The sequence below is a fragment of the Erythrobacter westpacificensis genome (genome assembly GCF_039542285.1).
Taxonomy (GTDB): Bacteria; Pseudomonadota; Alphaproteobacteria; order Sphingomonadales; family Sphingomonadaceae; genus Alteraurantiacibacter; species Alteraurantiacibacter westpacificensis.
Map to the genome: position 1 here is coordinate 1 of NZ_BAABHV010000011.1, position 26,265 is coordinate 26,265.

General features: G+C 55.2%; 21 protein-coding genes and 6 pseudogenes. 10 read left to right on the plus strand and 17 right to left on the minus strand.

Annotated features, from left to right (window positions below; genetic code table 11):
- Window positions 1–495 precede the first annotated feature (495 nt).
- Entirely contained in the window at window positions 496–1,071 is a 576-nt protein-coding gene (locus ABFX23_RS10625) for a hypothetical protein (RefSeq protein WP_346033050.1), read from the plus strand.
- Window positions 1,072–1,078: 7 nt separating this feature from the next.
- On the opposite strand, the gene ABFX23_RS10630 is transcribed toward ABFX23_RS10625, so the two are convergent.
- The gene (locus tag ABFX23_RS10630; RefSeq protein WP_346033051.1) at window positions 1,079–1,279 is read right to left on the minus strand and encodes a hypothetical protein; all 201 of its coding nucleotides are present in this window, start codon (window positions 1,277–1,279) and stop codon (window positions 1,079–1,081) included.
- Complete coding sequence (locus ABFX23_RS10635; RefSeq protein WP_346033052.1) at window positions 1,279–1,809, minus strand: hypothetical protein; 531 nt, start codon at window positions 1,807–1,809, stop codon at window positions 1,279–1,281. The genes ABFX23_RS10630 and ABFX23_RS10635 overlap by 1 nt, the downstream gene beginning before the upstream one ends.
- A 390-nt stretch (window positions 1,810–2,199) precedes the next feature.
- Between ABFX23_RS10635 and ABFX23_RS10640 the strand changes: the two genes are divergently transcribed.
- The 5 genes from ABFX23_RS10640 to ABFX23_RS10660 are packed head-to-tail and all read left to right on the plus strand — an operon-like array spanning window position 2,200 to window position 9,547.
- Window positions 2,200–3,030 carry a hypothetical protein gene (locus ABFX23_RS10640; protein ID WP_346033053.1) on the plus strand — a complete coding sequence of 277 codons (831 nt, stop codon included), beginning with the start codon at window positions 2,200–2,202 and terminating at the stop codon, window positions 3,028–3,030.
- Window positions 3,027–5,216, plus strand: a complete 2,190-nt coding sequence (locus ABFX23_RS10645) for a Mu transposase C-terminal domain-containing protein (protein ID WP_346033054.1) — start codon at window positions 3,027–3,029, stop codon at window positions 5,214–5,216. Before ABFX23_RS10640 ends, ABFX23_RS10645 begins: the two co-directional genes overlap by 4 nt.
- The gene (locus ABFX23_RS10650; protein WP_346033055.1) at window positions 5,209–6,096 is read left to right on the plus strand and encodes a TniB family NTP-binding protein; all 888 of its coding nucleotides are present in this window, start codon (window positions 5,209–5,211) and stop codon (window positions 6,094–6,096) included. Before ABFX23_RS10645 ends, ABFX23_RS10650 begins: the two co-directional genes overlap by 8 nt.
- Window positions 6,093–8,300: a TniQ family protein gene (locus ABFX23_RS10655; RefSeq protein WP_346033056.1), complete on the plus strand. Its 2,208-nt coding sequence runs from the start codon at window positions 6,093–6,095 to the stop codon at window positions 8,298–8,300. The genes ABFX23_RS10650 and ABFX23_RS10655 overlap by 4 nt, the downstream gene beginning before the upstream one ends.
- A gap of 11 nt (window positions 8,301–8,311) precedes the next feature.
- Window positions 8,312–9,547, plus strand: a complete 1,236-nt coding sequence (locus ABFX23_RS10660) for a hypothetical protein (protein ID WP_346033057.1) — start codon at window positions 8,312–8,314, stop codon at window positions 9,545–9,547.
- 291 nt (window positions 9,548–9,838) lie between these two features.
- Here the strand turns inward: ABFX23_RS10660 and ABFX23_RS10665 are convergent, their stop codons facing one another.
- Genes ABFX23_RS10665 through ABFX23_RS10675 form a run of 3 tightly spaced genes read right to left on the minus strand, consistent with a single transcriptional unit; the run spans window position 9,839 to window position 13,178 of the window.
- Entirely contained in the window at window positions 9,839–10,732 is an 894-nt protein-coding gene (locus ABFX23_RS10665) for a plasmid partitioning protein RepB C-terminal domain-containing protein (RefSeq protein WP_346033058.1), read from the minus strand.
- A complete protein-coding gene (locus ABFX23_RS10670) occupies window positions 10,729–11,613 on the minus strand; it encodes a plasmid partitioning protein RepB C-terminal domain-containing protein (RefSeq protein ID WP_346033059.1) in 885 nt (294 codons plus the stop codon). Before ABFX23_RS10670 ends, ABFX23_RS10665 begins: the two co-directional genes overlap by 4 nt.
- Window positions 11,610–13,178, minus strand: coding sequence for a recombinase family protein (locus ABFX23_RS10675; RefSeq protein WP_346033060.1), 1,569 nt, complete (start codon window positions 13,176–13,178; stop codon window positions 11,610–11,612). The genes ABFX23_RS10670 and ABFX23_RS10675 overlap by 4 nt, the downstream gene beginning before the upstream one ends.
- A 74-nt stretch (window positions 13,179–13,252) precedes the next feature.
- On the opposite strand from ABFX23_RS10675, the gene ABFX23_RS10680 reads away from it, so the two are divergent.
- Window positions 13,253–13,624, plus strand: coding sequence for a hypothetical protein (locus ABFX23_RS10680; protein WP_346033061.1), 372 nt, complete (start codon window positions 13,253–13,255; stop codon window positions 13,622–13,624).
- A gap of 53 nt (window positions 13,625–13,677) precedes the next feature.
- Here the strand turns inward: ABFX23_RS10680 and ABFX23_RS10685 are convergent, their stop codons facing one another.
- From ABFX23_RS10685 to ABFX23_RS10715, 9 genes and pseudogenes are all read right to left on the minus strand, one after another.
- Window positions 13,678–14,658 carry a hypothetical protein gene (locus ABFX23_RS10685; RefSeq protein WP_346033062.1) on the minus strand — a complete coding sequence of 327 codons (981 nt, stop codon included), beginning with the start codon at window positions 14,656–14,658 and terminating at the stop codon, window positions 13,678–13,680.
- A gap of 259 nt (window positions 14,659–14,917) precedes the next feature.
- Window positions 14,918–15,295: a hypothetical protein gene (locus ABFX23_RS10690; protein ID WP_346033063.1), complete on the minus strand. Its 378-nt coding sequence runs from the start codon at window positions 15,293–15,295 to the stop codon at window positions 14,918–14,920.
- 1,519 nt (window positions 15,296–16,814) lie between these two features.
- Complete coding sequence (locus tag ABFX23_RS17770; protein WP_407641608.1) at window positions 16,815–17,039, minus strand: ATP-binding protein; 225 nt, start codon at window positions 17,037–17,039, stop codon at window positions 16,815–16,817.
- Between the two features lie 141 nt (window positions 17,040–17,180).
- Window positions 17,181–17,396 (minus strand): annotated as a pseudogene (locus ABFX23_RS17775) (ATP-binding protein); the annotation flags it as partial.
- Between the two features lie 120 nt (window positions 17,397–17,516).
- Complete coding sequence (locus ABFX23_RS10695; protein WP_199698831.1) at window positions 17,517–17,660, minus strand: hypothetical protein; 144 nt, start codon at window positions 17,658–17,660, stop codon at window positions 17,517–17,519.
- Window positions 17,661–17,720: 60 nt separating this feature from the next.
- Window positions 17,721–18,033, minus strand: a pseudogene (locus tag ABFX23_RS10700) (hypothetical protein); the annotation flags it as partial.
- Complete coding sequence (locus ABFX23_RS10705; RefSeq protein WP_119588188.1) at window positions 18,002–19,207, minus strand: NADPH:quinone oxidoreductase family protein; 1,206 nt, start codon at window positions 19,205–19,207, stop codon at window positions 18,002–18,004. The pseudogene ABFX23_RS10700 and the gene ABFX23_RS10705, both read right to left, overlap by 32 nt.
- A gap of 443 nt (window positions 19,208–19,650) precedes the next feature.
- Window positions 19,651–20,020: pseudogene (locus tag ABFX23_RS10710) on the minus strand (transposase); the annotation flags it as partial.
- A gap of 4 nt (window positions 20,021–20,024) precedes the next feature.
- Window positions 20,025–20,623: pseudogene (locus ABFX23_RS10715) on the minus strand (transposase); the annotation flags it as partial.
- A 42-nt stretch (window positions 20,624–20,665) separates the two neighbouring features.
- Here ABFX23_RS10715 and ABFX23_RS10720 point away from each other — a divergent pair.
- A pseudogene (locus tag ABFX23_RS10720) lies at window positions 20,666–21,739 on the plus strand (IS3 family transposase); the annotation flags it as partial.
- 736 nt (window positions 21,740–22,475) lie between these two features.
- On the opposite strand, the gene ABFX23_RS10725 reads toward ABFX23_RS10720, so the two are convergent.
- Entirely contained in the window at window positions 22,476–24,062 is a 1,587-nt protein-coding gene (locus ABFX23_RS10725; protein WP_119588187.1) for an ABC1 kinase family protein, read from the minus strand.
- Window positions 24,059–24,547 carry a MarR family winged helix-turn-helix transcriptional regulator gene (locus ABFX23_RS10730; protein WP_233548502.1) on the minus strand — a complete coding sequence of 163 codons (489 nt, stop codon included), beginning with the start codon at window positions 24,545–24,547 and terminating at the stop codon, window positions 24,059–24,061. The genes ABFX23_RS10725 and ABFX23_RS10730 overlap by 4 nt, the downstream gene beginning before the upstream one ends.
- Window positions 24,548–24,949: 402 nt before the next feature.
- Between ABFX23_RS10730 and ABFX23_RS10735 the strand changes: the two genes are divergently transcribed.
- On the plus strand, window positions 24,950–25,567 hold the full coding sequence (locus ABFX23_RS10735; RefSeq protein ID WP_199698830.1) for a hypothetical protein: 618 nt from the start codon (window positions 24,950–24,952) through the stop codon (window positions 25,565–25,567).
- A complete protein-coding gene (locus ABFX23_RS10740) occupies window positions 25,557–25,796 on the plus strand; it encodes a hypothetical protein (protein WP_119586694.1) in 240 nt (79 codons plus the stop codon). Before ABFX23_RS10735 ends, ABFX23_RS10740 begins: the two co-directional genes overlap by 11 nt.
- A 134-nt stretch (window positions 25,797–25,930) precedes the next feature.
- Here ABFX23_RS10740 and ABFX23_RS10745 read toward each other — a convergent pair.
- A pseudogene (locus ABFX23_RS10745) lies at window positions 25,931–26,191 on the minus strand (oxidoreductase C-terminal domain-containing protein); the annotation flags it as partial.
- Window positions 26,192–26,265 lie beyond the last annotated feature (74 nt).

Genomic DNA, 26,265 nt, shown 5'->3' on the forward strand with positions numbered 1-26,265 from the left:
CACTACGACGAAGCCCAAATCCTCCTTAAATCACAACCTCAAATCTGTGCCATAGGTGCTGACGGGGGACAGATTGTTATGCCGCCGAAGTTTTAAAAGTCGATCCGATCGTTCTCCTATTCCGGCAGTGCGAGCAACGACCTCAGCTAAATTTTCTCGTAGCTGCGCATTCCGCAGATCCGCAATTCGCTTCATCGAACTGTGAGCCACATGCGGCTTCCCCCCTACGAAGTCGGCTACATTGGCAATTCCGTCACCCAAAGCTTCACCTCATCTCGCGCAAAGGCCCCTGTCTTTCGCACTCGGAAGACTTTCTCCACCCATGGCGCAAGTTCAACTCTGACTGAATTTTGCAACCCGCCGCATCGGGAAAATGTACCTTTTTGGAATCTTTTTCTTGACATACTAACCGTTTTAGCATATATTGCAGCATCGGAGTTAATTGTGCCTCAGATGCACTTGCTCCGCTTTCCAAAAACCAGACGGAGAAATCCTATGCCAACTGAGTATTGTGCTCAGCATCGCCATCTGAGCCTTTCTGAATGCGAACGCCTGTGCACCAAGCACTCGCGGGATGTCGAAATTCTCGCGAACCTGAGCGGCCTATGCGTGCTGCCGAACCAGTCACTTAGCGTTCCGATCGGCAACGCCATCAATATGCTCGTGCTCTCTATTTCCCGCGATGCCGGCGCCGAGCCTCGCTCGATGTCGGCTTATTTGCCGGGACTGAGGAATGAAGCGCTCCTGCATCTTGGCGAGGAAATCGATAACTGGTCGTGGAATGGTCCTGACGCGGATCGCCAAACTTTCTTCAATCGGTTCTACGGTCAATCAGACGCCGTTCGCGCCCACATCGCCCCACTCCTTCGCTGCTGCCGGAACACCGCGACCCGCCGCTTGCTGTTCTATTCGCAGTCGGATGTGAAGTGTTTGACGAATGATCAGATTTGGTCGGCGCAAGACCGGCGCACGCCGATCTTCACAATTGACGCACATGATCTGGCCCAGCGTGTTCGTGCTGTGTGCAACGGGGCCCTCTTCACGGCAAAGACACGCGAACCTGCGTTTTAAGCGCCGCCTAGAGTTCGAGCACCATCTGCAGGCGAGATGCGGGGATCAATACACCCGCGCAGACCCCCTTCTCGTCAGGCTGCTCCATATGCCCCTGTAAATAGCGATCGTGGAGCAGATCTTCCCTCAATTCGCTCAGATCACGAGCCGCAAGCTCGACGTCGACGCCGTGCGATGAACCCACCAGGAAGATGTGAAAGCGAGCCATCAATCGATCGCTAGGGTTGAATGGATCACATCCTCCCCCTCCTCCACCTCAAAATTGAAATGCATGATCGGCTTGCCTGCCAATTCCACCAGGCGAGCCGCATACCCTTCAAGATTAAACACTAGCGCGGTGCGATAATTTGGGTGCTCGAGATCAGGCGCGGTAGAGGGCCGCCACGAAAACTCCTCTTCGTCATCGACTTTCACCAGCAGCTCCTCACCGACCTCGCTGCCAAAAAGAAAGTCTGTGAGCCTGTCAGAGCTCTGGTGCAGTTCTCTAAGCCAACTGACAGCCGCTTCCGGTCCGCTCACCTCGCAGGCGACGGGGTGATTGAGCATGACGTGCTGCATAATTTTTATTGCACACCTTCTTCCAAGATCCTTGCTCTCCTTAGGAGCCAAGCCGTTCCGTGACAGATCGTATCTTATCATGATCTCTGCGACCTCGATGGCTGGATAGACGGCTCCACGCTTCCCCTTCACCTCGATATGCCCCCTGCTTCGCCAAAGGCGGACAAGATCCTGGGTCATGCCGGCGATCATGGCAACTTCGGAAGTCGTGAATCTCCCGGGCGACATCGAAGGAAGATGAAAAGTCATAGCCCTTCTTAGCATTCTCACCACTCGTACCTGCCGAATTTATACGTGTCAATGACACGTTAAATGTCGGTAAGGGCAATTTTCTGTGTCGGTCTCTCGCAACCTAAAATACCCACTCACATAGGTTCGCGGACTTTTTTGCCTATTTTCTGACGTCTGCATGCGCTATTGGTTGCCGATACGGTCAGAATCACTTGTCGGGCAAGGTGTCCCATTCTGAGCCATCGCCGGCGTTTCTTGCCAACAAGGTTGACGGATATCCGAATCTAGCTCACTTTCCAGCTCACTGATATGAAACCGCCCGTAGGAAAGGAAAGCAGCATGAACGAGTCTGAACCCGCAATCGAAAACAGGGGACCGAATTCGGGCGCCTACACCGTCACTTCTGGAAAGCGCGCCACGCGCCAATCTGGTCGCAGCAAGCCGGCTCGGCCTCGTACGAAGGCCGAAGAGCTCGGACTCTACCAAGACGCAGTACCGACCCGCTCATGGAAGCCTGGAAAGTGCTGGGTCGCTCGCGACGGCATTTTCCCCAAGTGCTCGAAGTGCCTCAACACATTTGCTCCATTCGAAAGTTCGCTCGAGGCGAAGGCACACCTAATCTTGTCAGTAGACACCCGCATCAGGAGTTACGTCTGTCAGCCGCCGCCCCTTCGTTACTGGATGCCGAATGATTGCGGGGGTCAGGACAAGCGTGAGTACACGCCGGATTTTATCGCGTTGACGACCGACGATCGGCTGCTGGCTATCGATGCGAAGGCTGCTCGCTTTGCCAACGATCCGAAGTGGACCAGCCGTGAACCCCATATTCGCCGGGCCTATCGGTCAGACCACGATGTCGAGCTCATTGTCTGGACCGAGCATGAACTTTGCGCAGAACCTCGTCTGTCTAATGCGCAGACGATGTATAGGCACAGGTTCGCTCCCCTCGATCCCACTCTTGATATCACGGTGTTCGAAAAGCTGGGGGAACTGCGTCGCGCTTCTCGGATTGGCGAACTTTGCGATGTTATGTCCACCAATTTCAATGTTGATGCGAGTGACACTTTTGGCGCCACAATGAGGCTGGCACTCGAGGGTCTCATTCATCTCGATAATACGTCTAGGTACAGCCTGGAGACCGAAATTCGCCTCACGGAGATGGCCGAATGACGGCGTTACCCGCAATCGAATGTCCTCCTAGCGAAAACCTCTATCCGAAGGTGCGCCTGAAGACGCACGACTATGTATGGATCGAAGGCGAGGAGTGCGTCGCGCAAAGTCGTCAGGACAAGAAATGGATCTTCGTCAAGATTGAAACCGGTGAACTGGTCATCAAGGATGACCTAGAAATCACGATCTTGCGGGCCCAAGCCAAGTTTAGGAGTCACTCACGGCGAACATTACATGCTGCTCTATCACCTATTGCTTTTGACGCCCTCGAAAAGACTGCGCTGACAAAAGCGGAGCGGAAGCACGCTTGGGTGGAATATTTCAAGCGCCGCGGCGATTATCGCGCGAACAAGTCCTGGCTTTTCAAGCGGATCCGTGAACGGTCTGAGGAAATCGGAGAGGAGTCGCCACCATCACCGGGCACCATCATTAATTGGATGAAGCTGCATGACGCGCACTACGCGGAGATGGGGCTCGCGGCTTACGCCGATCGTCACGATTTGAAGGGAAAGCGGGGATCACGGCTGCCAGCTCCCAAACAGGAAGCCCTAGGCAGGGCCATTGATCGTTATCTGGAAGGGCTTACCGCTAAGGATGCCTATGTCGAAGCGGTGAAATACGTTCACGAATTCAATAACAGCGCCGAAGGCAAAGCCTACTGTGCGACCGCTCCAAAGAAGCACCTGAGGATGGGGCGCCTCACACCGCCCAGCCTGTCGACGTTCCATCGGGAGATTAACAAGTTGTCGCCCTATGTGTGCCGAGCTGGGCGCATCGGCAAACACTATGCCCGCAAGCATGGCCGGACTTTTCAGACTCGTGCCTTGCCGGACCGCCCCTACGCTGAAGTCGAAGTCGATTTTACACCTCTTGATGTCATCCTCGTGGCAGAAAGCGGCGCTCTGCTCGGCCGTCCTCATCTTATCCTGCTTGTCGATCGAGCCACGAAGATCCTTCTTGGTTTTTCGCTCTCTTTTGAAGTGCCGAGCTATGCTGCTGTCCTCGATGGACTCCGCAACGCAATGTATCCGAAGAGCATTAGCCATATCGACGGATTGCATGACTGCGAGTGGCCGTGCTTCGGGCGAATTGAAAAACTCATCGTCGACAACGGCCGCGAGTTCGTAAACGACCAACTCCTGTCGGCGGCCGCGAACCTCGGCTTCCAAATCGAACGTAATTCGCCGCGCATGCCTTGGGAAAAGGGGCTTGTGGAGCGGATTATGCGTGAAGTCTCCAGGATGGCACATTTGCTGCCTGGAACGACCCTGTCCAACTCGGTGCAACGCCGGGACTACGAAAATATAGATTTCCCCACCCTAACCTTAAGCGAATGCCGCGACCTCATCACCAAGTGGATTGTGACCGTCTACAACAGGCGTCCAAATCGAATGCTCGGTAATGCACCGGGAGTGGGAAGGTCTCCGATCGATGCTTGGCGCGATAAGCTCAACGAGCTCGATTTTGCCAGTTTGCCTGACACCGAACTCTTTCTCGCGTTGTCGGGCGAACGGGAAATGCGCACCGTACAGAAGTCCGGTGTGGTCTGGGATCACATCTCTTATTGGTCGCCCGAGCTTGACCGGATCATCGCCCACCCCAACCACGAATTGAAATCCAGTTCGACCAAAACAGCCCAGTATCTGGTGCGGCGGGATCCCTTCGATCTTTCCAAGATCTACTTGTATAACCACCATGTAAGCGAGGTTCTTGAGCTACCCGTAGTTGAGCGTTGGCGGAAGTATGCAACAGATCTTTCGAAGCATGAGCATGCGCTTTGCCGTGCTCATGAATCGATCCGTGAGGAGCAGCGCAGCGACCCAGTCGCTCTGTGGAAGGCGCGTGCCGAGCTGATTGAGGCGGGCAAGGGAAAGCTCAAGTCTGGCCGCCGCAAGCAGATCGAACGGAGCCTTGTTCGCCTGCTCTGTAAGAATCGCGCGAAGCAGTTCGACAGCGAGATCGATCCAGCAACAGATCTTCGCGCCGGTGGCGATCTCATGCCCCTCACTACGGTCGTTGAGGCGCCATTGCTGGTGCCTGGGACCGGAAAGGAATCAGCTTTGGATCCGGTTGGCGATATCGAGCAGGTCGAACCTTACCCCCCTCGGTCCGAAGAATACGACGATATGGCAGCGATTCTGGAATTGGCTGCAAAGACCCGGTCCGGGAGCGGAGACGATGCCTGATAGCAGCTTCCCAAAGCGCCAAATGAAGATGGGGAGCATCTTCGTGGGCCACGCAAATCATGAAGCAGCCACGACTTCCATCCGGCGCTTCTATATGCCCATCGAAGGGGGAAACCACTCGCGTGGTAACATCTGCGCACTTATCGGACCGAGCCGTACCGGGAAGACCTACGCCGCTTCGAAGGTATTCGCCGAATGTCAGCCCAAGGTTGGCGCGGATGGCATCAAGCGCAGCGTCATTCTTGTGGATTGCCCGATCGAAGGCGGACCGCGCGCGATCCTCGACAGCGTCGCTGCCGCCTTGGGTATGAACGTCTCGCTGCGAGTTACGAATTCAAACCTGATCCAGGCGCTCATGCGTGAGCTCCAGCGTTCCGAAGTCGAGTTCGTCATTTTCGACGAGGCCCAAGAACTCTTCCCAGAGAAGAACAAAAGGATTCTGAGCTTTTCGCGCAAGCTGCTGCGCAAGATGTTGAACCTCAATCAGTTCAGCATTCTGTGCATCGGCCTTCCGGAAACCTATTTCATTATCGCCGAAGATTCCCAGCTGATCGGCCGCGGCGGTCTCCCTTACAAGTGGTTGGAGCCATACGATTGGAGCGACCCTACGGACCAAAAGCATTTCCGCGTGCTCTGCCAAAAGTTTGACGAGGAAATGCCGTTCGAGATGTCGGGCTTTGCTGATCCAGGATTCTCGTACCGCCTTTTCAAAGCGACAAAGGGCTGTATTGGCACCCTGAAGGTCTACATGATCGCCGCTGGCGAATACGCCATCCGGGATGGCTCGGAAAAGGTTGAGCTTCGCCACTTTGCCGACGCGTACGACGAGCGCAAGCGGCCTGGGGAGACCCGCAATCCCTTCCGCGGGTCAATTTCATGAGCGATGCGCGGTCCCTCCCGCCACGCGACCCCGTAACCTTGCCAATGTCAAATTGGCCAGAGGAAGTCTTTCCATTAGAGCCGGTATATGGATGGATGCAGCGGGCAGCAGAGGCGAATTATGCCATCAGTTTGGAGAGCTTTCTATCTAGCCTAGGATTGAATGGTCTCGATTGGGATTTCGATGAGCAACTTGAGATCGCGAGGGGGCTTCCCCTTCAAGATATTCAGATACTTGAGTTGCACACGCCTAAACACCTTGGCGAAGCCTTCGAAATTTGCGGCCAAGACATTCCTTCAAGGTTCTTCAACAAATCCACACAACGGGTGTGCCCGTCATGCCTGGATGAAGAGCGCTATATTCGTGTCTGGCTCGATCTCGTCCCAATGAAAGCATGTCCTATTCATGACGTTGAGCTGATTGATGGGCTAACCCACGATCCAATCGATTGGCGAAATCCAGAAATCGGAGTCACTCGTAGTGGGATCAGGCTAACACGAGAACATGCCCGCCCGTGTTCGTCATCTCAGCTCGACCATTTCATCCTCAAAATGCTATTAAATCCTCATTGCGATTTGCCAGCGCACTTTATGGGTGAATCGCTGGGTGACATCATTCAAGCAGCAACTTCGGTAGGGAGACTTTGCCACGCCAATCAGCAGTTCCCCCCGAGCCACGCTGCACGCTGCACGTTGGCCCAATCGGGCTTTCCTGCGCTCTTCGCAGGAATGGAAGAAGTAACTGTCTACCTTGCCAACGCTGATTGGATAGGCCCCGAATTCGATGACGATCGATATGCCTCCTTGGTAAACCAAGCCCCTTCAATTCTCGGCACGATATCGTCCACAAACCTCCGGGAGTTAGTTAGGGAGAGCTTTGGCCTAGCGCGGGTTCGGAGCGGAGCTGCCGCACCTTACGGCAAGCTCGCGAGGTTCGACGGAGAAGATGGTATGTGTACGCTTAAAAGTGCCGCACGTACCCTTGGCTTGCGCCCGCATCACCTGAAGAGGGTACTCAAAGCTCTTTCCATAAGAACAGAGCAATGCATTCGCACACGCACTCACAGAATTCACCAGAAGCACATCTGTGCGGTGGAAGACCATATCGGAGCGACCCCCTCTGCGGAGGAGGCCGCTACGATGCTTGGCTGCTCGGTTGAGGACATAAATGATCTAGTCCGGAGAAAGGCACTCCCGGTCGCCTTCTGCTGCTCGGGTAATCGACACTTTACGAAGGAATCGATCCAGGAGGTGATCGACAATGCTCTCGAACCTATGTGTTCACGCGCCGCTGTCGAGGCCGTGCCATTAATGGAGTATGCGGCCAACTCGAATTTGTCGCTTGCTGAGGCACACTCCCAGTTGGTCAAGGGGAAGACCGTCAGCGTTGTCGCATATGATGCGGACCTGCCGTTCTTTTGCGGTGTCACAGTCGCCAAGCTTTTCCGTCAACGCAGTCGCCCGAAAGCACAGCGCAAAGACCCGATGTCACTCACCCGAGTGGCATCTCGTCTGGGCACAGATCTTGGAGGACTTAAACTTCTAATCGGCCAATCCCTTTTGCAGACGTTCGATGACGGCTCTGGGCATGTTCGCATCTGCGAAGGATCTCTCGAATTGTTTGAGCGCTCCTATGCAAAGGCCACTGAATATGCCCCTCTCCTTGGCTGCCCCCCAACCACCGCGCTCAAGCATTTACGAAAAGCGGGCGTACGGCCTGTCAACGAGGCGGAGGGGCACAAGGCAAGGTTTGTAAGCCGTTCAGAGGTGCAGCGTCGGGTCGGTCTTAAATTGCCAATCGACGATAAGAACGGTCCCTTGGCCCTCCTCGCCCAAGACATCGGTGATGCACTGGATATGGAGTTCATTGCTGCGACTGTACGCCGCGTGAGCGATCCGGCTCTCGTTGTTCGCGGTAGCAATGGCAAATGGTCTTTCAAGATTAAGGCTTCACCCGAAGAACCGAAACGCCACCAGTTGATCTGCAACTTTAGGAAGCGGCATGAGCACCGTCGCCTGCAACGGGCGTATGAGGTCACTGAACGTGTTGAAGATATCTGGCCGGGCGCAACAATTCAGACCGATCGCCGTGGCGGGTTCGCGATTATCGATGATGTCTACGTCGAACCTGATCATCAACATTCGCGTGACTGCTTTGTAGTCAGGTGCGTGACGCGTGCTCACGAACTGCATCGCTTGCTGTGACTAAAGACAACATGGCCCAAAAATTTACCCGTTCGGAATTCTACGACCTCATCTGGTCGAAGCCGTTGACGCGTCTCGCGAAAGAGTTCGGAGTGTCCGATGTGGCACTGCATAAGTTGTGCCGGAAGCACGACATCCCAAAGCCGGCCACAAGCTCCAGGGCGAAGATTGCGACGGGAAAGATGGTGGAGCGTCCCCCATTGCCGGCGCTCAAGAAAGGCGTTTCCGATATGGTCTGTATTTCGGGGAGCGCCCTCCGCACCGAGCCTGAGACAATTGCTACGATCCGCGATGAAGCGACTTCCCGCGCATCGAAATTTAATGCTGAGAAGGACGCGAAAGAACACCCAGTCGTGACTCGGTCGATGGCGAAGTTGCGAAAGGCTAGGCCAGATGATCGGGGACTGGTGCGCCTCACGCAATCCGGCTTGATCGATATTGCGATCGCACCCGCCTCTATCGATCGGATCGAGTTAGCCCTTAACAGAATCGTCTCCGCTGCCGAAATCCAAGGTTTTGATTTGACGAAAGTCGAACGGCGTGTGGCTTTTACCGATGGCAACGTCGTCGTGCCCTTTCGGGTGGTTGAAAAGACCAAGCGGGCAAAGCACGAGCCAACGGCGAAAGAGCGGGCAAAGCAGGCTGAGGCGCAAAGAACGCTCGAACAACGCTGGGGCAAGGCTGGGTTAGGTCCAGCCCCTAGTTCCGGCGTCTACCCTCGGTTGCCCAAGTATGATTATTCTCCATCGGGCATTGTGTCTTTCGAGTTCGATCTGCTTATTTGCCATAATCCTTCGGCACGTCGTACGTTTAACGATGGTCGGAACCAGCGCCTGGAAGAGATGGCGAACGAAATCGCCGGCGTCTTGGCGGGGCTGACAGCAGCGAAAATCGAAGATGAGCGCCGCGATGAGGAAGCTGAAAAACGCTCCGAAGATAATCATCGCCGCCGTATTGAGCACAAGCGTCGTGCCTACATCGAGGATCGGCGTTCCGCCACATTGGAAAAGATTTTGGCAATCAGGGAGCAGCGCGACAGGTTGCGTCGCTTGGTAGCTGACATCAGCGAAGATACCGATCAACCTCAATCGCAGCGCACATCAGCATTTCAGATTTGGCTGAAAGAAAAGCTGGCCGAGGCCGAGGAGGCAGCCAGCGGCATGGCGCTGGACCGTCTTCTCGAAACCGAAAATTTGTTCGGCGGTAACGACGACAAGGGGTTCTCGCCCCACAAATCAAGCCGGTGAGAATATTCCTTTCGCTGGCACGATCCGGCTGACTGATTGTCCATCATCGAGCAGAAGCGGTGGGTGTTCACCATGTACTTGGGGCGCGCCAGTCAACTTGCCAGCGCGCCCCGCACTGCCTTTTCATCTTAATATGCCTTTCCAGGCTTGCAGCCAGTCCTATGTCGACTGGCCTAACGGGCTTCTTGCGGGTTCGCCGCCCTTCCCGTCCCCGCCCTCGATCCGCCCCGCGCGGCGGCTTCTCCGACGGTCCCGGCGCTTATGGGTCCCGGTCCCCACACATACGACCCATCAACCTGTCGCTGATGGCTGGTCGAGCGAAGTCGCCTGAACGATTGATTTGAAGTTTACCAAGAACTCAGGATGTCGCGTTTGCAGGAATCGCTCAATCTCCGGTTTCCCCAAAAGCCGCTCCAGAAAACCCGAGGCGACAACAAGCACAAGCATGTCATCGCCGTAGGACATCTCCAGCTCCTTGTAGTCAGCGCTGAGCTCGGCCATTTCCCTTTCGAGGCGTTCCATCTGCTCGGTCGAAAGTCCGGTCGCCTTGCGCTGTTCGTCCGGATTATGAAGATCTTCGGGCTTCGTCGTAGCCAGCAAGGCCTTCGCATATGAGGATGTAAAATTGTTGGCCGAGACCATCAGCTCGGCGACCTCAAGTTGTCGGATCGGCTTCATCTTTCGCAGCTTCTGGAAAGCGACATGGCCCACCTGCTTATCCTTGAGGAGCTCGGCGACATCTTGGCTTATGCCTCTGAGCAGATGCCTCTTGTTTCGGATCACCTTGATATCGACATTGAGTGCTCGGGCGAGCTTCTCTTCCGACACACCACGATCAAGCGCGCGCACGATCATGTAGTGCTCCTGGATCACTGCCAGCCGATTGACCCGCTTGTTGTATGTGAAGGATTCGTCGTCGTGGGCAATGATACAAGGCGCTTCGACAGTACCTTGCTCGCGAAGCGCTGAAAGCCGGACATGCCCATCGAGCAATAAGTATACGCCGCCCTTTTGACGCGCGACTGACAGGGGTTCGATTATTCCCACTTCAGCGATCGATGCCGCGATCCGGCTGTATTTGACGCTCTGCGGAACTGCTTTTGGTAGAGCTTTGGTCGGCAAGAGCACGTCTACGGGAAGTGTCACCACTTCAGGTTCGAACGCGATCCTGACCGGCTTTGTCATTGCACTGCTCCAGAACCAACGCGTTCTGCCAACGCTTCTGGCAGCGAGTTGATACCCTCCGCTCGCATCAAGGTCACAAAGTGCTCGTCAGCCAGCAGTCGCCGCAGTGCGTTGGAAACAAAGAGCAGCCTACTGCGCGCGAGCGATGCTCTCTTGATAAGGAGCTTCTGGCGTTCTGTTTCGCGTTGATATGAGCGGATCAGACTCTCGGAACTGACGCGTCGTGGGCGCACTTCCCTGCCGGAATTTCGGTGAACCTGTTTGCCGCTGACCCTGCGTTGTTCGATGATTTTGCGGATCGCCAGAACCTGATTGCCTGGTAGCTTGTTTTCCTCGTAGGCTTCGGCCAGCGCCTTCTGGACTTCGCCTTCCTTGGCTTTGGCAATCTCCATGGCGATGGAATGCGGAATGGTGCCGCGCTCTACCGCATTGATGAGCTTTTCCTCGCCATTATCGAGCAGCGTGCAGATGGCATAGACATAGTCGAAAGAGAAGCCGATCTTGTCGGCGATTTCGGCGTGTGAGTATCCGCGTTGGGACAGTTCACCAATGCCGTGAACCAATTCCAACGGACTATGCTGGCGCCGGGCCAAGTTCTCGACAAGGCTCATGACGAAGCAGTCTTCTTCGGTCGCTTCGATAACCATGGCAGGGATCTCGGACATCCCGAGAGCAATGAAAGCTTCAAGCCTGCCCTGTCCGCAGACGAGGTCATAGCGATTCCTGCCTGGCCGCTGGCTAACCGTGATTGGCTTCTTAAGGCCGAGCTCTGCGATGGAGTCGACCAGTTCCTGGAACACGCGCTTGTTTCGGACCCGCGGGTTGAGGATCGTAATGAGATCGATCGGCACCTGCCGGATCTCTGTACTCGCGTCGCTCATGCGACCTTCCTCAACGGCGTGCGACGCGTAAGTTCAATAAGAGCATCCAGGCTGTCATATCTGAAGGCATCAAGCATGATGCCGTTGTCAGGTGCAAGCCGCAGTTTCGGGGTTCGGTCCAGGTCCAGCCAGGGGAGCAGGTAATAGTCGCGAATCTTCTGGTTATCGTCGTTCATCCTGACAGCGATGGTCAGGTCGGGACGCAGGCCGCTGTCGAAACGAACTTGCCAACGCATCCCGCCAGAAGGTGTCACATGGCAGCGGGCGATTACAAGGGCGACCGTGAACTCTTCGTTGATCCGGAGTAAATCCGACACAGGATCACGCTCGATTTCGCCTCCCTGCCCCTCGATATCATTGATAACAGAAGCGACAATGCCCGGGTACATTGCGCGGAGCGCCCGGTTGATCTCGATGTAGCTATAGTCCCGGGCAGGCGTGTATCCCACGAGTTCATATGCGCGGGCCAGGCTTCCGAAGCGATGCCGGAACGTCGAGCTCGAAGGCATATCCTCAACTTCGTCAATGACGACACCTGATAGCCAGCCCTTGTCAGCGAGCAGGCCGGAAAGGCGTTCTAGAAGTTCCTCATCTGTGAAACGGCGCGAGCGTTCTCCGATTATGCGCTGAGCAGCGTCAAAAAAGTCGCGTTCGACGATCGGCTCGAAGACACCATTTTGTCTGACCCATATATCGGGGGGATTCGCGACGCGCTTTGCTTTCAACTTGAAGGAGATGCGGTTGTAGACGTTGTTGCCAATGTATTTCTCATTGGTCAGGATCTGGTGCACGGTCCCGCGTGTCCATTCCCGGCCAAGGTCGGTTCTTAGACCCTCGGCATTCAGGAGATCGGCAATCTCGCGCTCGCTGCGTTGCTGCACGACGAACATACGATAGAGCCTGCGAACCGTTTCCACTTCCTCAGGCGGGCCCGGTTGAAGGATGACCCGATCGGTCTGGAGGCTCTTCTGTTCACCTCGGGCGAGTTCCGCTTTTACCTTTCCGTATTCATCTACAAGCACGCGCCGCAGGCCGTATCCAGCCGGGCCACCCTGCCTGAAGCCCAGCCGGATCAGGCGGCATTGGCCGGTAAATACTTTGGCCGACAGCTCTCTGCTGTATTCGCCTGCCATGGCCCGCTTCATGCTCTTTATGATTGTCGCGCTCAGGCTTCCGTCGTTCTCGAATTGCTCAGCACAGTAATGAACGGTGATCCCGCCTTCGCGGCAGATAAACTCGTAGTAAGCGCTCTCGTCGGCGTCCTGGAAGCGTCCCCACCGGCTCACATCATAAACGAGCACAGCATCGAAATCCGCTCGCCCATCCCTCACATCTTCGATAAGTTGCTGCAGAGCAAGACGCCCTTCCAACTTCAGCCCGCTCTTGCCGGAATCTTCATACGTCTTGACGATCTCGAACCCGCGTCTTCCAGCATATTGCGCAATGATCTCAGCCTGATTTTCAGTCGAGTATTTCTGATGTTCGGTGGACATGCGCACGTATTGTGCGGCCCTGATCAACGGTCCGTGGTTCTCCTGCCCGGCATTCCTTCCACCTGCATCCATTTGCGTAGTGATTCCTTTTCAGATCGGAATGACACCCTTCGACTCCTTTGATCATCTATTGAGAGACTCGCGGTATGTCGTTCACCAAAAAAGACCGAAATGTTCAGTCAAAATCGGGAAAAACATTTCCGGAAATGTCCTCGTCGTCACTCGGCGAAGTGCTAGCGTTAGCGTTGAAAAAGGAATTTGGAGCGGTCGCCTCGTCGGTCAAAACTGTTGCCAGGCTGACAAACTCCAACGAGCGAGCAGTGCGCAATTGGTTCGATGGAAAGAACAGCCCAAGTGCCGACAACCTCGTGGTATTGTTGCGGCATTCTGACCAAGTTTTGGCGGTTGTCCTCGAACTCGCAGACCGACGTGACCTAGTGGTTGCAGTCGGCCTTTCCAGTCTGCGCGCTCAACTGGTTGATGTCGTTGCAGCTATCGACAAAACCCATCCTGACTAACCCGCCGCCTGCGCGCTGGTAAAGCGAATACGCCTATCGTACGCCAACATTCATCACTCTAGGCTAATAGGCTTCCGGTCAGGCGGTGAATATCTTATTTCCAGACCATCGGCGAATATGCGCCTTCCAACTGGGTCGTCCACCATCATCCTCAGGATGATTTCGTCATGAGAGGCTGACCAACTTTTGATTTCGTCGACAGTTGGATGCCATTCTCCGGCGCGGTCGATTGACATTAGCTCTCCGACGAGATCGGCGACGGGCAGCACCAGCCTGATCGTGAGCCCGGTCAGGGACTTTAAGGCAGTTCGTTGAGTGTCATCTAGGTTATGCAATGCCCATGCTAGTCGATAATATTCTCGCCAAGTCTCAAGTGTTTCAGTCAAGGCAATGGTAGGCCGATCATCTTCATCCGGGTCTTCGCAAGCCAACGCCAAATCTGTTTTTTTCTGGCGATAGAGCAGCGTACCAATACGAGTTGTGGGGGAGACGCCGGAAATCGTTATGGGCTGCTGCGCCTGCAACTTGGCATCTCGAACTACTTTGGCAGAATAGCCTCCCACTCGCCCCTTGGCCTCCAGCACGTGATATTCAGCGGTTTTTGGGTTCTGACCGACAAAATCCGGTGTCGAACCACTTGAGGGCATTCCAACGGGGTAGTTTTGAGCATACCATTTGAAGTGCATAAGCCACGGTACATCGAGAAATTTGGCCGCAAAGATCTTGGCGAAGATCATACCGAGACTGAAATTGACCCAACCCTTTTCAGTAGGGTCTAACGCCACGAAGGCTGGCGAGTGTGCCAAGTTCTGGCCGGAATGATCAAGTCGAAGATTTGCTCGCACCATTGCTTGCCGGAACAGGGCTTCATCCAGAGAATATGGACCGTTAGCGTATACTGATTGACGATTTGGTCGACCTACCGTCAGTGCGGCCCATAAGAGATCAAGCTCATCCACCGTGAAAGTGGGCGGCAATTGATAATTATAAGGGGCTGGAAAAGCGTCGTGGCGAAGAGGAATTGTCCAGGCCATAATTCATCCCACCAGACGTTTCATGAAGCAAACTTCCTGGAAAATAACGCTTTCTCATTCAATTGCGACTTCAGAGGTAGAAACCGACTTGCGCGGCCGCGCTTCTGAAGGCCCATGCGGTGCTTGTCACGGTGTTCCTATAGATTTCGGCGAGAGTCATCGAAAGAGCACTACCGAATTCTCATCACGGGATTGCCGCAGGATTCAATGGGTACCTAGACACAAGGCGTCGGAATTGAATGAGCACGAGGTTCGCTTTTCACCACTCTTCGTAGCACAGGGTGCTCCCTTCTGCGCGCCATGCGGCTGCCTCCCAGATACTCGAATAGCGACGATTTGAAATTTTCCGCACGCGGTAACGATTGAGAACGAATTTTCTAGGATCCTCAGTTCGGCCGAGCACAGAATTTTCACTCTCGAACCTGACTGCGTTAGACAAATTCGCCTGCTGTTCAATAGAATCTGATAGCATAGGGAGAGTCACATATCCGTAGGACTGCCCAACTAGTTGATCCTTAGCATTGGCCAGGTTGCCAAGATATATTTGTTCTTTCTGAGCAACTCCCCCGCTGCGGTCCCAAAAACCTGACTTTATAAAGACCACTGGCCAGGTGCGGCTGTATTCAACTTCTCTCATGTAGTGCGCGTATTCTAAGGCGTGCTTCTTGGCATGCGCTGAAGCCGTAGTCCGAAATCTCCACCAGCGATGTTTAATGAGGAACGATTCCAAGTCTCGTGCGGTCCTTACCCCTCCAGGTCCATCGCCGTACCAATCAGCCTCAGAAGCGCTGCAGACCACCCCATTTTTGCAGGGACTACCTGACTTAGTGTTTTCGACCACGATCGCGGTCTTTAATTCGCCGCCTAAGCTATCCATTCGCACTAGGACTGCGTCACCTGGTTGGAATTCCTCGGGGCAATTTACCGGATAACGCCGTCCATTCTCGGAGAAAGAGACCAACGCCGTGAAGAAAACGGTTCGACTTTCGCTTGGTCGTTCAAAAGAGCGCAATCCGTCAGCACCCAGTCCACCGTCACCCCAATCACTCATCTGACCCTCAATTTCAGCCGTAAGGTGGGATCTAAGGAAATGCGACGGCGGTCAAGGCCGTTCCAAGGCAAGGGGCTCGCGGAGACAACTGTTCGCGCTATTCCTGAACCGTGCGCCGTTTTCCGAGCGAGATGAGATACCCCTATATCTATAGCAATGCTCAGCTAGGCTTTTCTCACCTTTCAGAGTCTCGGGCTTGTGCATCACATCGACCCGACCAAGTTGCATTAGGCGTCAAGCTTCTGAACGGGCCACCCCCAATAGGAGTAAAGATGCTCGCCAGCTCCCTCACGATATTTCAGTTTTACATCCATGCGAAATTTCGTTCCAACAGGGTGATTATCCGCCAACGCAGAATCACATTCGACGTCAAGTGATTGAGGAAAGACCTGGTCTTTTGCAGGCCTTATGTGGCGCGTCCCATGCTTCCCACTGGTTGGGCCGGAGTCGTAAACTTCCACTACGATTGTCGTATATCCAGGTCTTGGCATCCCGCATTCCACCGTCTTGATCTTCAGGGCAAACTTCCCGCTAGGACTCGTCAGTATACCACTTATCTCCAAAATCGGTGGCGGTCTGACCAGATGAATAATTGTCCTGATTCTCCGAGTTTGCTGATGGAATGTCCACGCTTCTGTGAATTCTCGGAAACTCTATCCAGCCAGTTGTGACATTCTGTCCAATCAACTTGGAAATTGAATAGGTCTAATTCATTGATTTTGCGATCGTCCTATCCAACGAGTTGTTGAATCCAACATCGCCTCCAGCCGCAAACGCCCCAGCTATAAGGCGATGCCCGCTAGGGACAGCATCACAAATCGTTGGTGTACGATGAAATGGTGCCAGAAGAGGCATCAAATTCGTTCTTTTTTCCCTCTTAGTTTCAGAGACTTAGTAAATTCGCTCTGGCCAAAAAGCCCTCAAAAGGCCCGCAAATGGCGCTTAATGTACTGGTTTGATGCCTTCTTAGGGACTCGAGAAAGCATCTTTACTTCCGGGAAACTAGCCAAGATCGATGCCCGCTAAGAGCCCGTATTCCGTTGAAAACTCCCGCATTCGCTGGGGCTGAAGTCCTTAATTACTCTTCATGGGCAAAGCACAGACGTTACGATGATGGATGAGAAGACAGTGATGCAGGAGGTGTCAAACGAACTAAGGATTTGACCCCGTGGACGAAGTGAAGAACTGCCCCCCTTTCGTGGAGCAGTTGCGTTGCTGGTTCTGAGCGAAGCCAATAGCTGTCACTGCGGATGGTAATGACTGTGGAACGGTGCACCAGTCTGTCGAGCATTGCCGAGGCAGCGACAGGATCGCCGAAGACGCAGCCCATTCGCCCACCAATCAGTTTGAAGTGATCAGGATCGAGCCTTTTTCGTAGCGCCGTGAGACAGGTGGAAGAACAGATGGGCGGCGTGGCCTCGAACGGCAGATAGCCCAATTAGTCGACGACCTGCAACTTAGGGTGGTTGAACTAGGTCATTTGCTCGTCAAACAGGCCCTCGTCATGCGCCTTGACCAGCATCGCCACCAAGTTGCTGCGGTAACGAACTGGGCCGAGTAGTTCTGCCGACTGGCTTCCCGGGTCCAATGCGACCGCGAGGTATGCTTTGCCGGTTCCCGGCGGGCACAGCAGCAGCGTCGTGTCGCCATGCGTGATCCACCGGCAGGTCGCCAGTGCCCGTATCTGGCCGGGATCCGACGAAGCTTAGGCATCAAACTCGAAGCCGTCGAGCTCATGCACGAATGGGAACTGTGCGATTTTGCTGGCCACGGTGATGCGCTGCTCGTCAAGCGAGGCAATCTCGTGCTAGACGAAGAAGGTCAGAGACTCGCGCAAGGTCATTTCCGAGCGGGCGGCTTCGTCCAGTAGCGTATTAAGCTGGTCGCGGATCGCAGTAAGCTTGAGCCGGTCGAGCATCGCTAAAACCGCGTCATGATCGATCGGCGCCATCTCCAGCCTCCCCCCAACAACCGCTTCATAATCTCCGAGCGGCCGCAACAAAGCCGACGTTTACACGGGCGGGGGCGGTAGTTCGCGGATGGGACAAGCGCCGACCGACCCTGTTAAGTGGGCTTTGTCAGCGACCGGCTGACGGTACCCTTCGCGAACCAGGAGGTCGGCGACTACTCCGCCGGCATGCCGCACGATAACGCGGCCTGCCAACCCCATGACCTGCACAGTCTCTCCGACCAGGTGCCACTGGACCGATTGGTCCAGATGGGCGACAAAGACGGACTAAAAGGAATCGGCGACCGGCGATCGCATTGTGCTTCAGATAATTGACGCCAAGTTCATCCTTGCCTTTGGTGCGGGCCTGACGTGGCAATTATCACTTTGCCTACTGTTCGCCGTGAGCGCAGCGATTCCATAGCTGCCACGAGATCTTCCATTGGATACAAATCCCGGATCAAGGGGCGAATTTCACCTCGGGAGCATTGCTCGACAAGTTTCTGCTGTATGGTGCGGATCGCTTCCGGCGCGCGGTCGAAGCTCCAGTATACACCGTGCACACTGGCGGATTTAACCAGCATGTAGTTCGCCTTGAGAGCCTGAATCTTGCCACCTGCAAAGCCGCATACCAACAGCCTGCCCTCCCATGCCAAAAGGCGCAAGCTTTGTTCCGAGGTTTCTCCGCCAACCGGATCCAGGATTATATCGACCCCATCTGGAGCAAAGGCTCTGACTTGCTCAGGCCAATCACTCTGACGGTAATCGATCACATGATCCGCTCCATTCTCTTTCGCTACTCTCCGCTTATCTTCGTCCCCTGCCGTAGCAATGATGCGGGCTCCCACGGTCTTTGCAAGTTGAGTGGCAGCAAAGCCCAATCCGCCTGCCGCCGCATGGATTAAAATTGTATCTCCCCTTTTGAGATTGCCTTTCACGAAAAGGGCGATGTGGGCGGTGGTGTAGGAAACCGGAAGAGCGGCCGCAATTGGGGCTGGCAGATCTCCTATTGCCATCAAACGATCGGAAGGGACGGCACAGTATTGTGCAAAGGCGCCATTGCGGATCTGGCCTGCCACCCTGTCACCCGGAGAAAACTTTGAGCCTTTGATAGTCTCAACGACGGTTCCCGCTAGCTCGTTGCCCGGGATAAAAGGAGGTTCGATCCGATCTTGATAGTTTCCTGCAATAGCGATTTCGTCGGCGAAATTTAGACCTGCCGCTTCAATTTTGACTAGCGTATCCGCTCGATCCTCTTGCCCTACCTCGAGTTTTGGTATGGCAGTTTGGTTCAAGATCATTTCCTTTGGTTTGCCATATTTCCTGACGATCCAAGCTTTCATGGTCTCCAATTCAGTCTCCCTTGTCTGGACATAACCATGCGCATAGGTATGGACAATTTCTAAGATTGCAACTGGGCGTGATAGTAATGGTTCTTCTAATTCTCGAGCGATCTCCCCTCTGACTTGTGGGCCGACCCCACTGAATGGTCGGCATATTCGATTGCACGCAAATGCTTTCGGCACTGATCTTGTGTGCAGGTGGGCCATCCGTGAACTGAAGGGCTGCCGTGGAGGTGTCCAGCCTTCCGATGGCCGAGGGCGAGCGTAAGGATCTGTAGAATCTGGCCTTCGCAGTGGCCGGACTCCCTGTGTCCGTCAGCATCAATGGCACTGTCTTGAGGTTGTGATTAAAGGAAGGATTTGGGCTTCCTCGTAGTGGGGAAGGAACGAATCTATGGACGCCTCCCGCGCAAGGTGGATTTTTGATCGTGCTGCGGCATTGGATGCGTGAATCTATCCGGCCTATCGATCGAAGCAAATTTGCTTCTGGCCATGATGGGAATCCGCGCGGTTCAGTGCCTTCTAAGATGAGCGCCCTCGAAGGCCATCGTTCCTCACAGGCTGTGAAGCGACGGACCGTGCCGTTACACCATCAAGTCTTGACCTCGCATTTGAAGCCATTCGTGATCCCGCTCAGCGCTGAGCCATGGTCACGCGATCTTGTAGCTCTCTCCGCTGCGCAATATCGCCCATGCCATGCGAGCCGTCTTGTTCGCCATGGCGACGAGCGTCTTGTCGTGCCCAGCTCGAGATAGCAGGTCCTGCGCCCATTTTGATCGCGGGTCTTCGTGCTTGCTGATCCTTAGCAATGTCCATCGAGCCCCGTGAATAAGTTGCCGTCTGAGATAATGGTTGGCCCTGCTTCCGATGCCGCCAAGCCTTGGTTTGTCGCCGGTCGTGTATTGTCGCGGCACCAGACCTATCCAGGCAGAGAGGGCTCCGGCTTGATTTGAAGTGTCGGCCATCGTCAATCGCGGCCACCAAGGAGGTCGCGACGATCGGTCCTACGCCAGGTAGCGTGGTCGAGCACCTCGTTGGCGCCATCGGCGCGGACACCCGGGGAGATGTGGATGGCCTTTTTGCGGACCATGCCTTCATCGCGGATCTTGACCCGGATCGCATCGAAGAAGACGAGCGGGTAAACCGGATCGAGCGGCCGCTGGTGCCAGCTGGCGACTTCGTCGAGCACGGCGTCGGTCACGGTGCTGATCAGGTCCGGCGACACGTCAATGCCATATAGATCGTACAGATGCTGGTGATCTCCCGGGTGCTCATGCCACGCGCATACACCGAAATGATCTTGTCATCGAAGCCAGGGAAACGGCGCTGGTACTTCATGATCAGTTACAGCTCGAAGCTCGGCTGATGGTCTCGCGGAAACATGATCTCCAGCTTGCCGGCATCTGTGATTACGCTCTTGCGGCCATAGCCATTGCGCGTGTTCCCGGCCTCTTCATCGCTGGTCAGACGATGAACCGTCTCCGCATTCAAGGCGCGCTCGGTCAGCGCCTTCTTCAGAGAATCCAGCAAGCCGCCTAGTTCGAAAGCGGCGCTGGCGGCACCGCCTGCCAATAACTGGTCAAGAAGCTCATTCGGTATCGCAGGTTCTTTGCGTTGGAACATAGTGGGACTCCCTTCACCCATTATGCCCGCCTACACACGGAATTGCTGACAGTCCCGCATGACTGCGGATGGGGAAGAAGACGAATGAAATATTCCGCATCCGAGAAGCTCGAGATCATCCGGATCGTCGAGCAGGCGCGTCTGCCCGCCAAACGCATGCTGGACCAACTCGGCATCGCTCGGCAGACTTTCTATCACTGGTATTAGCGTTACCTCGAAGGCGGGCCGGAGGCGCTCCAGGACCGCCCTTCAGCGCCAAGCCGGGCATGGAACCGCATCGGAGACGATATCCAGGACCAGATCTTCGAGATAGCGCTGAAGCAGACCGAACTATCTCCGCGCGAGCTGGCGGTGCGCTTCATCAAAGAGCGGCGCTACTTCGTGTCGGAAGCCACGGTCTATCGGCTCCTGAAGGCCCGCGATCTGATCACCAGCCCGGCCTATTCGGTGATCAAGGCCGCCCAAGCGTTCCACACGCAGACCACGCGCCCCAACGAGATGTGGCAGACTGATTTTACCCACTTCAAGATCATCGGATGGGGCTGGATGTACCTGTCCACCGTATTCGACGACTTCTCGCGCTACATCATTGCCTGGAAGCTCTGCACCACAATGCGAGCCGAGGACGTCACTGACACGCTCGACATGGCTCTGACAGCTTCAGGCTGCGACCACGCTAATGTCCTGCACAGGCCGCGCCTGCTCAGCGATAACAGCCCCAGCTACATCGCCGGAGAACTGGCCGACTATCTAAACGGCAAGCAAATGGACCACGTGCGCGGCGCACCCTTCCATCCCCCGACCCAAGGCAAGATCGAGCGCTGGCACCAGACCCTGAAGAACCGCCTGCTCCTCGAAAATTACTTCCTGCCCGGCGATCTGGAACACCAGATCGAGGCCTTCGTCAAGCATTACAACCACCAACGCTACCACGAGAGCCTCGACAACCTGACACCCGCCGATGCCTACTTCGGTAAGTCAACTGCCATCACCAAACGACGCGAAAGGATCGAGCGAGAGACACTCGAATATTGGCGCTTGCAACACCGCAAGCTCGCCGCAAAAAATAACCATCAGACGAAATCCGCACTCGCAATCCTACGCCGCGAGTTGTGACTAATGTTCAGACAACGGACAGCTTAATGTCGATGCGGCCTAGTCGTGAACAGAAATGAACAGATCGACTTCTTATCGCAAGCCTCGGTCCCTCCCTGCGCCCCCTTCACCTAAGAATCTTTTGAGTAAAGGGTGGCATACTGCGATGGTAGGGGGGAGGCCGATGGGACCCAGAGGATCTTGAAAATCGCGCCTTACCACGAGATCAATTGGTATCTTTTAAGATGTTCTTTCAAATACTCGACCAAGGTCGACCAGCGATTGCGGTAGTGTATCCCTGCCGCCCCCTTGGCCCAGCGCGAGGAGCGCACGTAGACCGAGTTGCACTTGCTGTTTTGATCGTGTATGTTGCGCTGGGAGCAGCCGACCCGCACACGTGAAGTATGGCAATCAGGTATAGCCAATATCTCCTGATGGTTGTGCCCAGCGACCTCGTTTAAGTGCTCGTTTGAGCGGCAGCAGTGGCCCGATCAGTTCGTATTCCGCGGAACACAAATTACCGCGACCCATGACTGCTTAACAACAAGCAGTCTTGGTTAATAACTCAGTCCGATTTGCAATCCACTTTGTCAACCCCGGCCTAGAACCCGATACTCTGGCCTGTCACGCACCCGCAGCAAGGTGCCGGCAGGCCCTGACTTAACCGGTTTCCGTTCGGTCAAACTTACTCTGCCCTGTTCTGTCTGAATCAGATGCTGACCGGCCGTCATCGAATCGTTCTCCGCAGAAGACTCGTTCAGTTCCATTTTCGAACAAGAGCGAATACCGCGAAAGCCACAACAATTCCTGCCAGTAACAACGATTGGTCGGCCAGCAATGCGGCAGAAACGATCAACGCGGCGACCACGGGACCCTTGACGGGGGTGCTGCGGTGCCCTTCCCGCGTCAGATGGTTCAGACTGGCTGGGTCGATGGACACCTGAATCGTACCCGATCGAGCGACCGAGGCAACGTTCTCGATTAGCTCGGGTAGCGATGCCGAGAAATCAAGCAGGCCACTGCGGACCTTAGCCAAATGATTCCGCGCAGCTCCGATCGAAAATCGCTCGGCAAACAATTGCATCACGATCGGCTTCGTTTCTTCGGCGATATTGTAGTCCGGCGCCAAAGAGCGAACGAAGCCCTCTGCGGTAAGCAAGGTACGCAGCAAAATAGCGAGGTCGGGCGGCAATACGAGGCGATAATCGCGCAACAATCCGAAAACTTGATCGAAAATTGCCGCGAATTCTATCCCCGCAAGAGCTGTGCCGCGAAATTCCGCGATCAACTCATCCAGGTCCATCACCAATTGCGCGCGTTCCACGAGCGGATTGCCTGCCCAGTCGAGCAGCACATCGGCCACCTTGTCTATCTGTTCGTTCGCGATAGCGAAAATCAGTCGGACGATTTCCTGACGCCGCGCGCCGCTGAGAAAGCCCACTGAGCCGAAATCGATAAAGCCTACCTGGTTCCCTTCCATCCAGAAAACATTGCCGGGATGCGGGTCGCCATGAAACTCTCCATTGAGAAGGATCATCCGTAGCACTGCATCGGCATAGCGCTTCGCGAACTGGGCATTCCCTGCCGGATCAGTTGCCGGGTGCCGCGACGCGGGTTTTCCGCCCAGGGCTTCTTGCACATTGATCGTCAAGCCTGTGAGTTCCCAGTGGATCGCGGGCGTCTTCACCCCAAGCATCTCCAGATAACCGCCAATCCTTTCACAGGCACGTGCTTCTGCCGCCAGGTCCATCTCCCGCGCTAAATTCTTGGCGAATGTCTGAAGGAATTCCACGGGTCGATAGCGGGCAATGTCGCTTGACCGACGCTCGGCGAGGCCAGCGAGCCGTGTCAACAGCCTCATGTCCGCCTCGATCCTGGACGCCATGCCGGGTCGGCGGATTTTCACGATAGTCTCGCTTCCGTCCAGCAGGGTTGCGACATAAGTCTGCGCGATAGAGGCTGAGGCGATCGGGTTTCTCTCGAAAGCCGCGAATTCACGTTCCCAGTCGCTGCCCCAAGCCGATACAATCACCGGTTCAATCTTATCGAACGGCAGCGGTTCAACCTGGTCGTGGAGAGTGCCGAACGCGGAAATCCAGGGTTGTGTAAAGAGATCGCTTCTGGTCGCCAGGAGCTGGCCAAGCTTTATCCCGACAGGGCCGACATCGCGCAACAGCGCCACCACCGATGCAGGACGCAAGTCCTCGGTATCTGGCTCCTTCTCCGAAACCGGCATAATACCAAGCAAGCTTCCGAGATTTTTCAGACCATGCCGGGCGAAAATCTGACCGAGTTCTGCTAGCCGTGTCAGTTCACCGACACTGTTTTCCAGATCACGCTTCATTGGCTCGCTGCGCAAGTGTCGGCCTGCTTCTGATTCTCGGCAACTTTTCGAAGCATCTTATGCAGGAGGTGGATTTGAGGCGCCGACATTCCCTTCCAAAGAATTTCGTGAAGTCGATCTGCCGCTTTGCGCAGTTCCGGCCAGATGGTTCTTACTTGCTCGGTGAGGTGAAGATTCCACACTCTTCGGTCGTGCGCTGCCCGCTCTCGCTCGATCAAACCTTTTTCAACCAAAACTGAGACAGCCTGTCCTATCGTCGCCGATTCAAGTTCGAGCAGGCGAGAAATCTCACTCTGTGATAGCGTGGGTTCCCGCAACAAGCACGCGATGATCCGCCATTGTGTTTGATTAAGGTCGAGCTCCGCGACGAGAGAGTCGAATCTCCGTCGAGCGATCCTGTTCACCTCCTCCAGCAAATATAGCATGTCATCCTTGTCTTCGAGGACGTATTCATATCTCTTGTATTTCCGCATCTGTGTTTCCATCGCGTTATCCTAACTTCTTGCGAAAGACTTGTATGCTTTAGCGCAATGTCTGACATATATTTTTTAGCAGTGCCGCCATGCAAACACTCGCTAATTTCACGCTATAGCAGAAACTGAACGCGAGGATCGATCGAGTAGTTTAAGAACTGGTGGCCTACGCAGCCAGTTTGCTTTGAAAGAGCCGTCCACCCTACGCTGGATTCGCCGTTGGCCAGCGGTGCGTTTGGTATGACAGGACCCGCTCACCTTATCACCAATGGCGATGCTGAAGCAGTCTCCTTCGGGCGTGCCTTCATTGCCAATTCTGACGTATACCAACCTTTGTTGAATCTGACTCACTTGGGGATTCGCGAAATGGCGAAAGTTTAATTCAATAGCGACTTGCATCAGGAGAACGCGATAATGGGTCAAGCGAATGGTTTGCGGGATGATTTCGACGGACCGGCGCTTCGGCGACTGGACGGAAAGGCCCCGTCGATCCTCAGTGATGCGCAGCGACGCGCACTGGTCGAGGCGGTCGAGCGCGGGCCGATCCCCACGATCCATGGTGCCGTGCGCTGGCGGATGATCGACCTGACGCATTGGCTCTATAAAGAGTTCGCGGTGTCGCTCGATGCGACGACCGTCAAGCGCGAACTGAAGAAAACTGGGCTATGTGAAGCTGACCGCCCGCCCCCGTCCCCATGCGCAGAACGGACACGCCGTGGAGGCATTTACAACAGGGGCTTTGCCTCGGCAGTGGCAGAGATCCGGGCCACCCTCCCGCAGGGCACGCCAATAAAAATATGGTTTCAGGACCGCGCGCGCGTTGGGCAGAAGAACACCATCACGCACTGTTGGCCGCCGCGCGGCACGCGGCCATCTGCACCCAAGGCCCAGCGCACCAAATCAGCCCATATCTTCGGGGCCATCTGTCCCGAGGAGGGTACCCTTTTGCATCCTCGAAACAGTGACACTGCACCTGCCGAGATCGCGCTTGGAGTCTGGGTGGGCGCGGCCCGGTTGGCACATGACCGGTAAGCTCAAGAAGCCTGCCAACATCAGCATTGTCGCGCTATCGGCCAAGTGCCTCGAGTTGAACCCGATCGAGAACGTCTGGCAATTCATGCGCGACAACTGGCCCTCCAACCGCATCTTCACCTTTCACGACAACATCGTCGGCCATTGCTGCGAGGCCTGGAACAAGCTCGTCGATCAGTCGTGGCGCATCATGACCACCGGTCGCCACCAAAGGGCCCGTAGGTTCTGATCAGTCCAAGTTGGCATTACCCCAGCGCCTTGCATCCGGGGCAACGCTGGCGCAACCGGACTACACAAAGCTCTATACGAGCGAAGATAAGGGTTATTGCAATTATGCTGAATGAATGGAGAGGTATCGGCGAGCTAGAGCAGCTCTTTCAGCTGGCGAGAGGTGTCGCCGAGATCCTCAGCACTCAGAACCGCGCGCGCTTCCACGAGTTTGCGGCCTTGGACATAGTCCTTCATCGCATTGACGCAGTCGAGCGCAACAACGCGCCCGCCTTTGAGATAGATGACCGAGAAACTGCGTTCCGCAGGATCACCTCGCACGACGGTTCGATCGTGTCCGATCGAAAGACCGGCAGTCTGCAGCTTGAGATCGAACTGTTTGGACCAGAACCACGGTAGTGTCCCCCGTCAGCACCTATGGCACAGATTTGAGGTTGTGATTTAAGGAGGATTTGGGCTTCGTCGTAGTG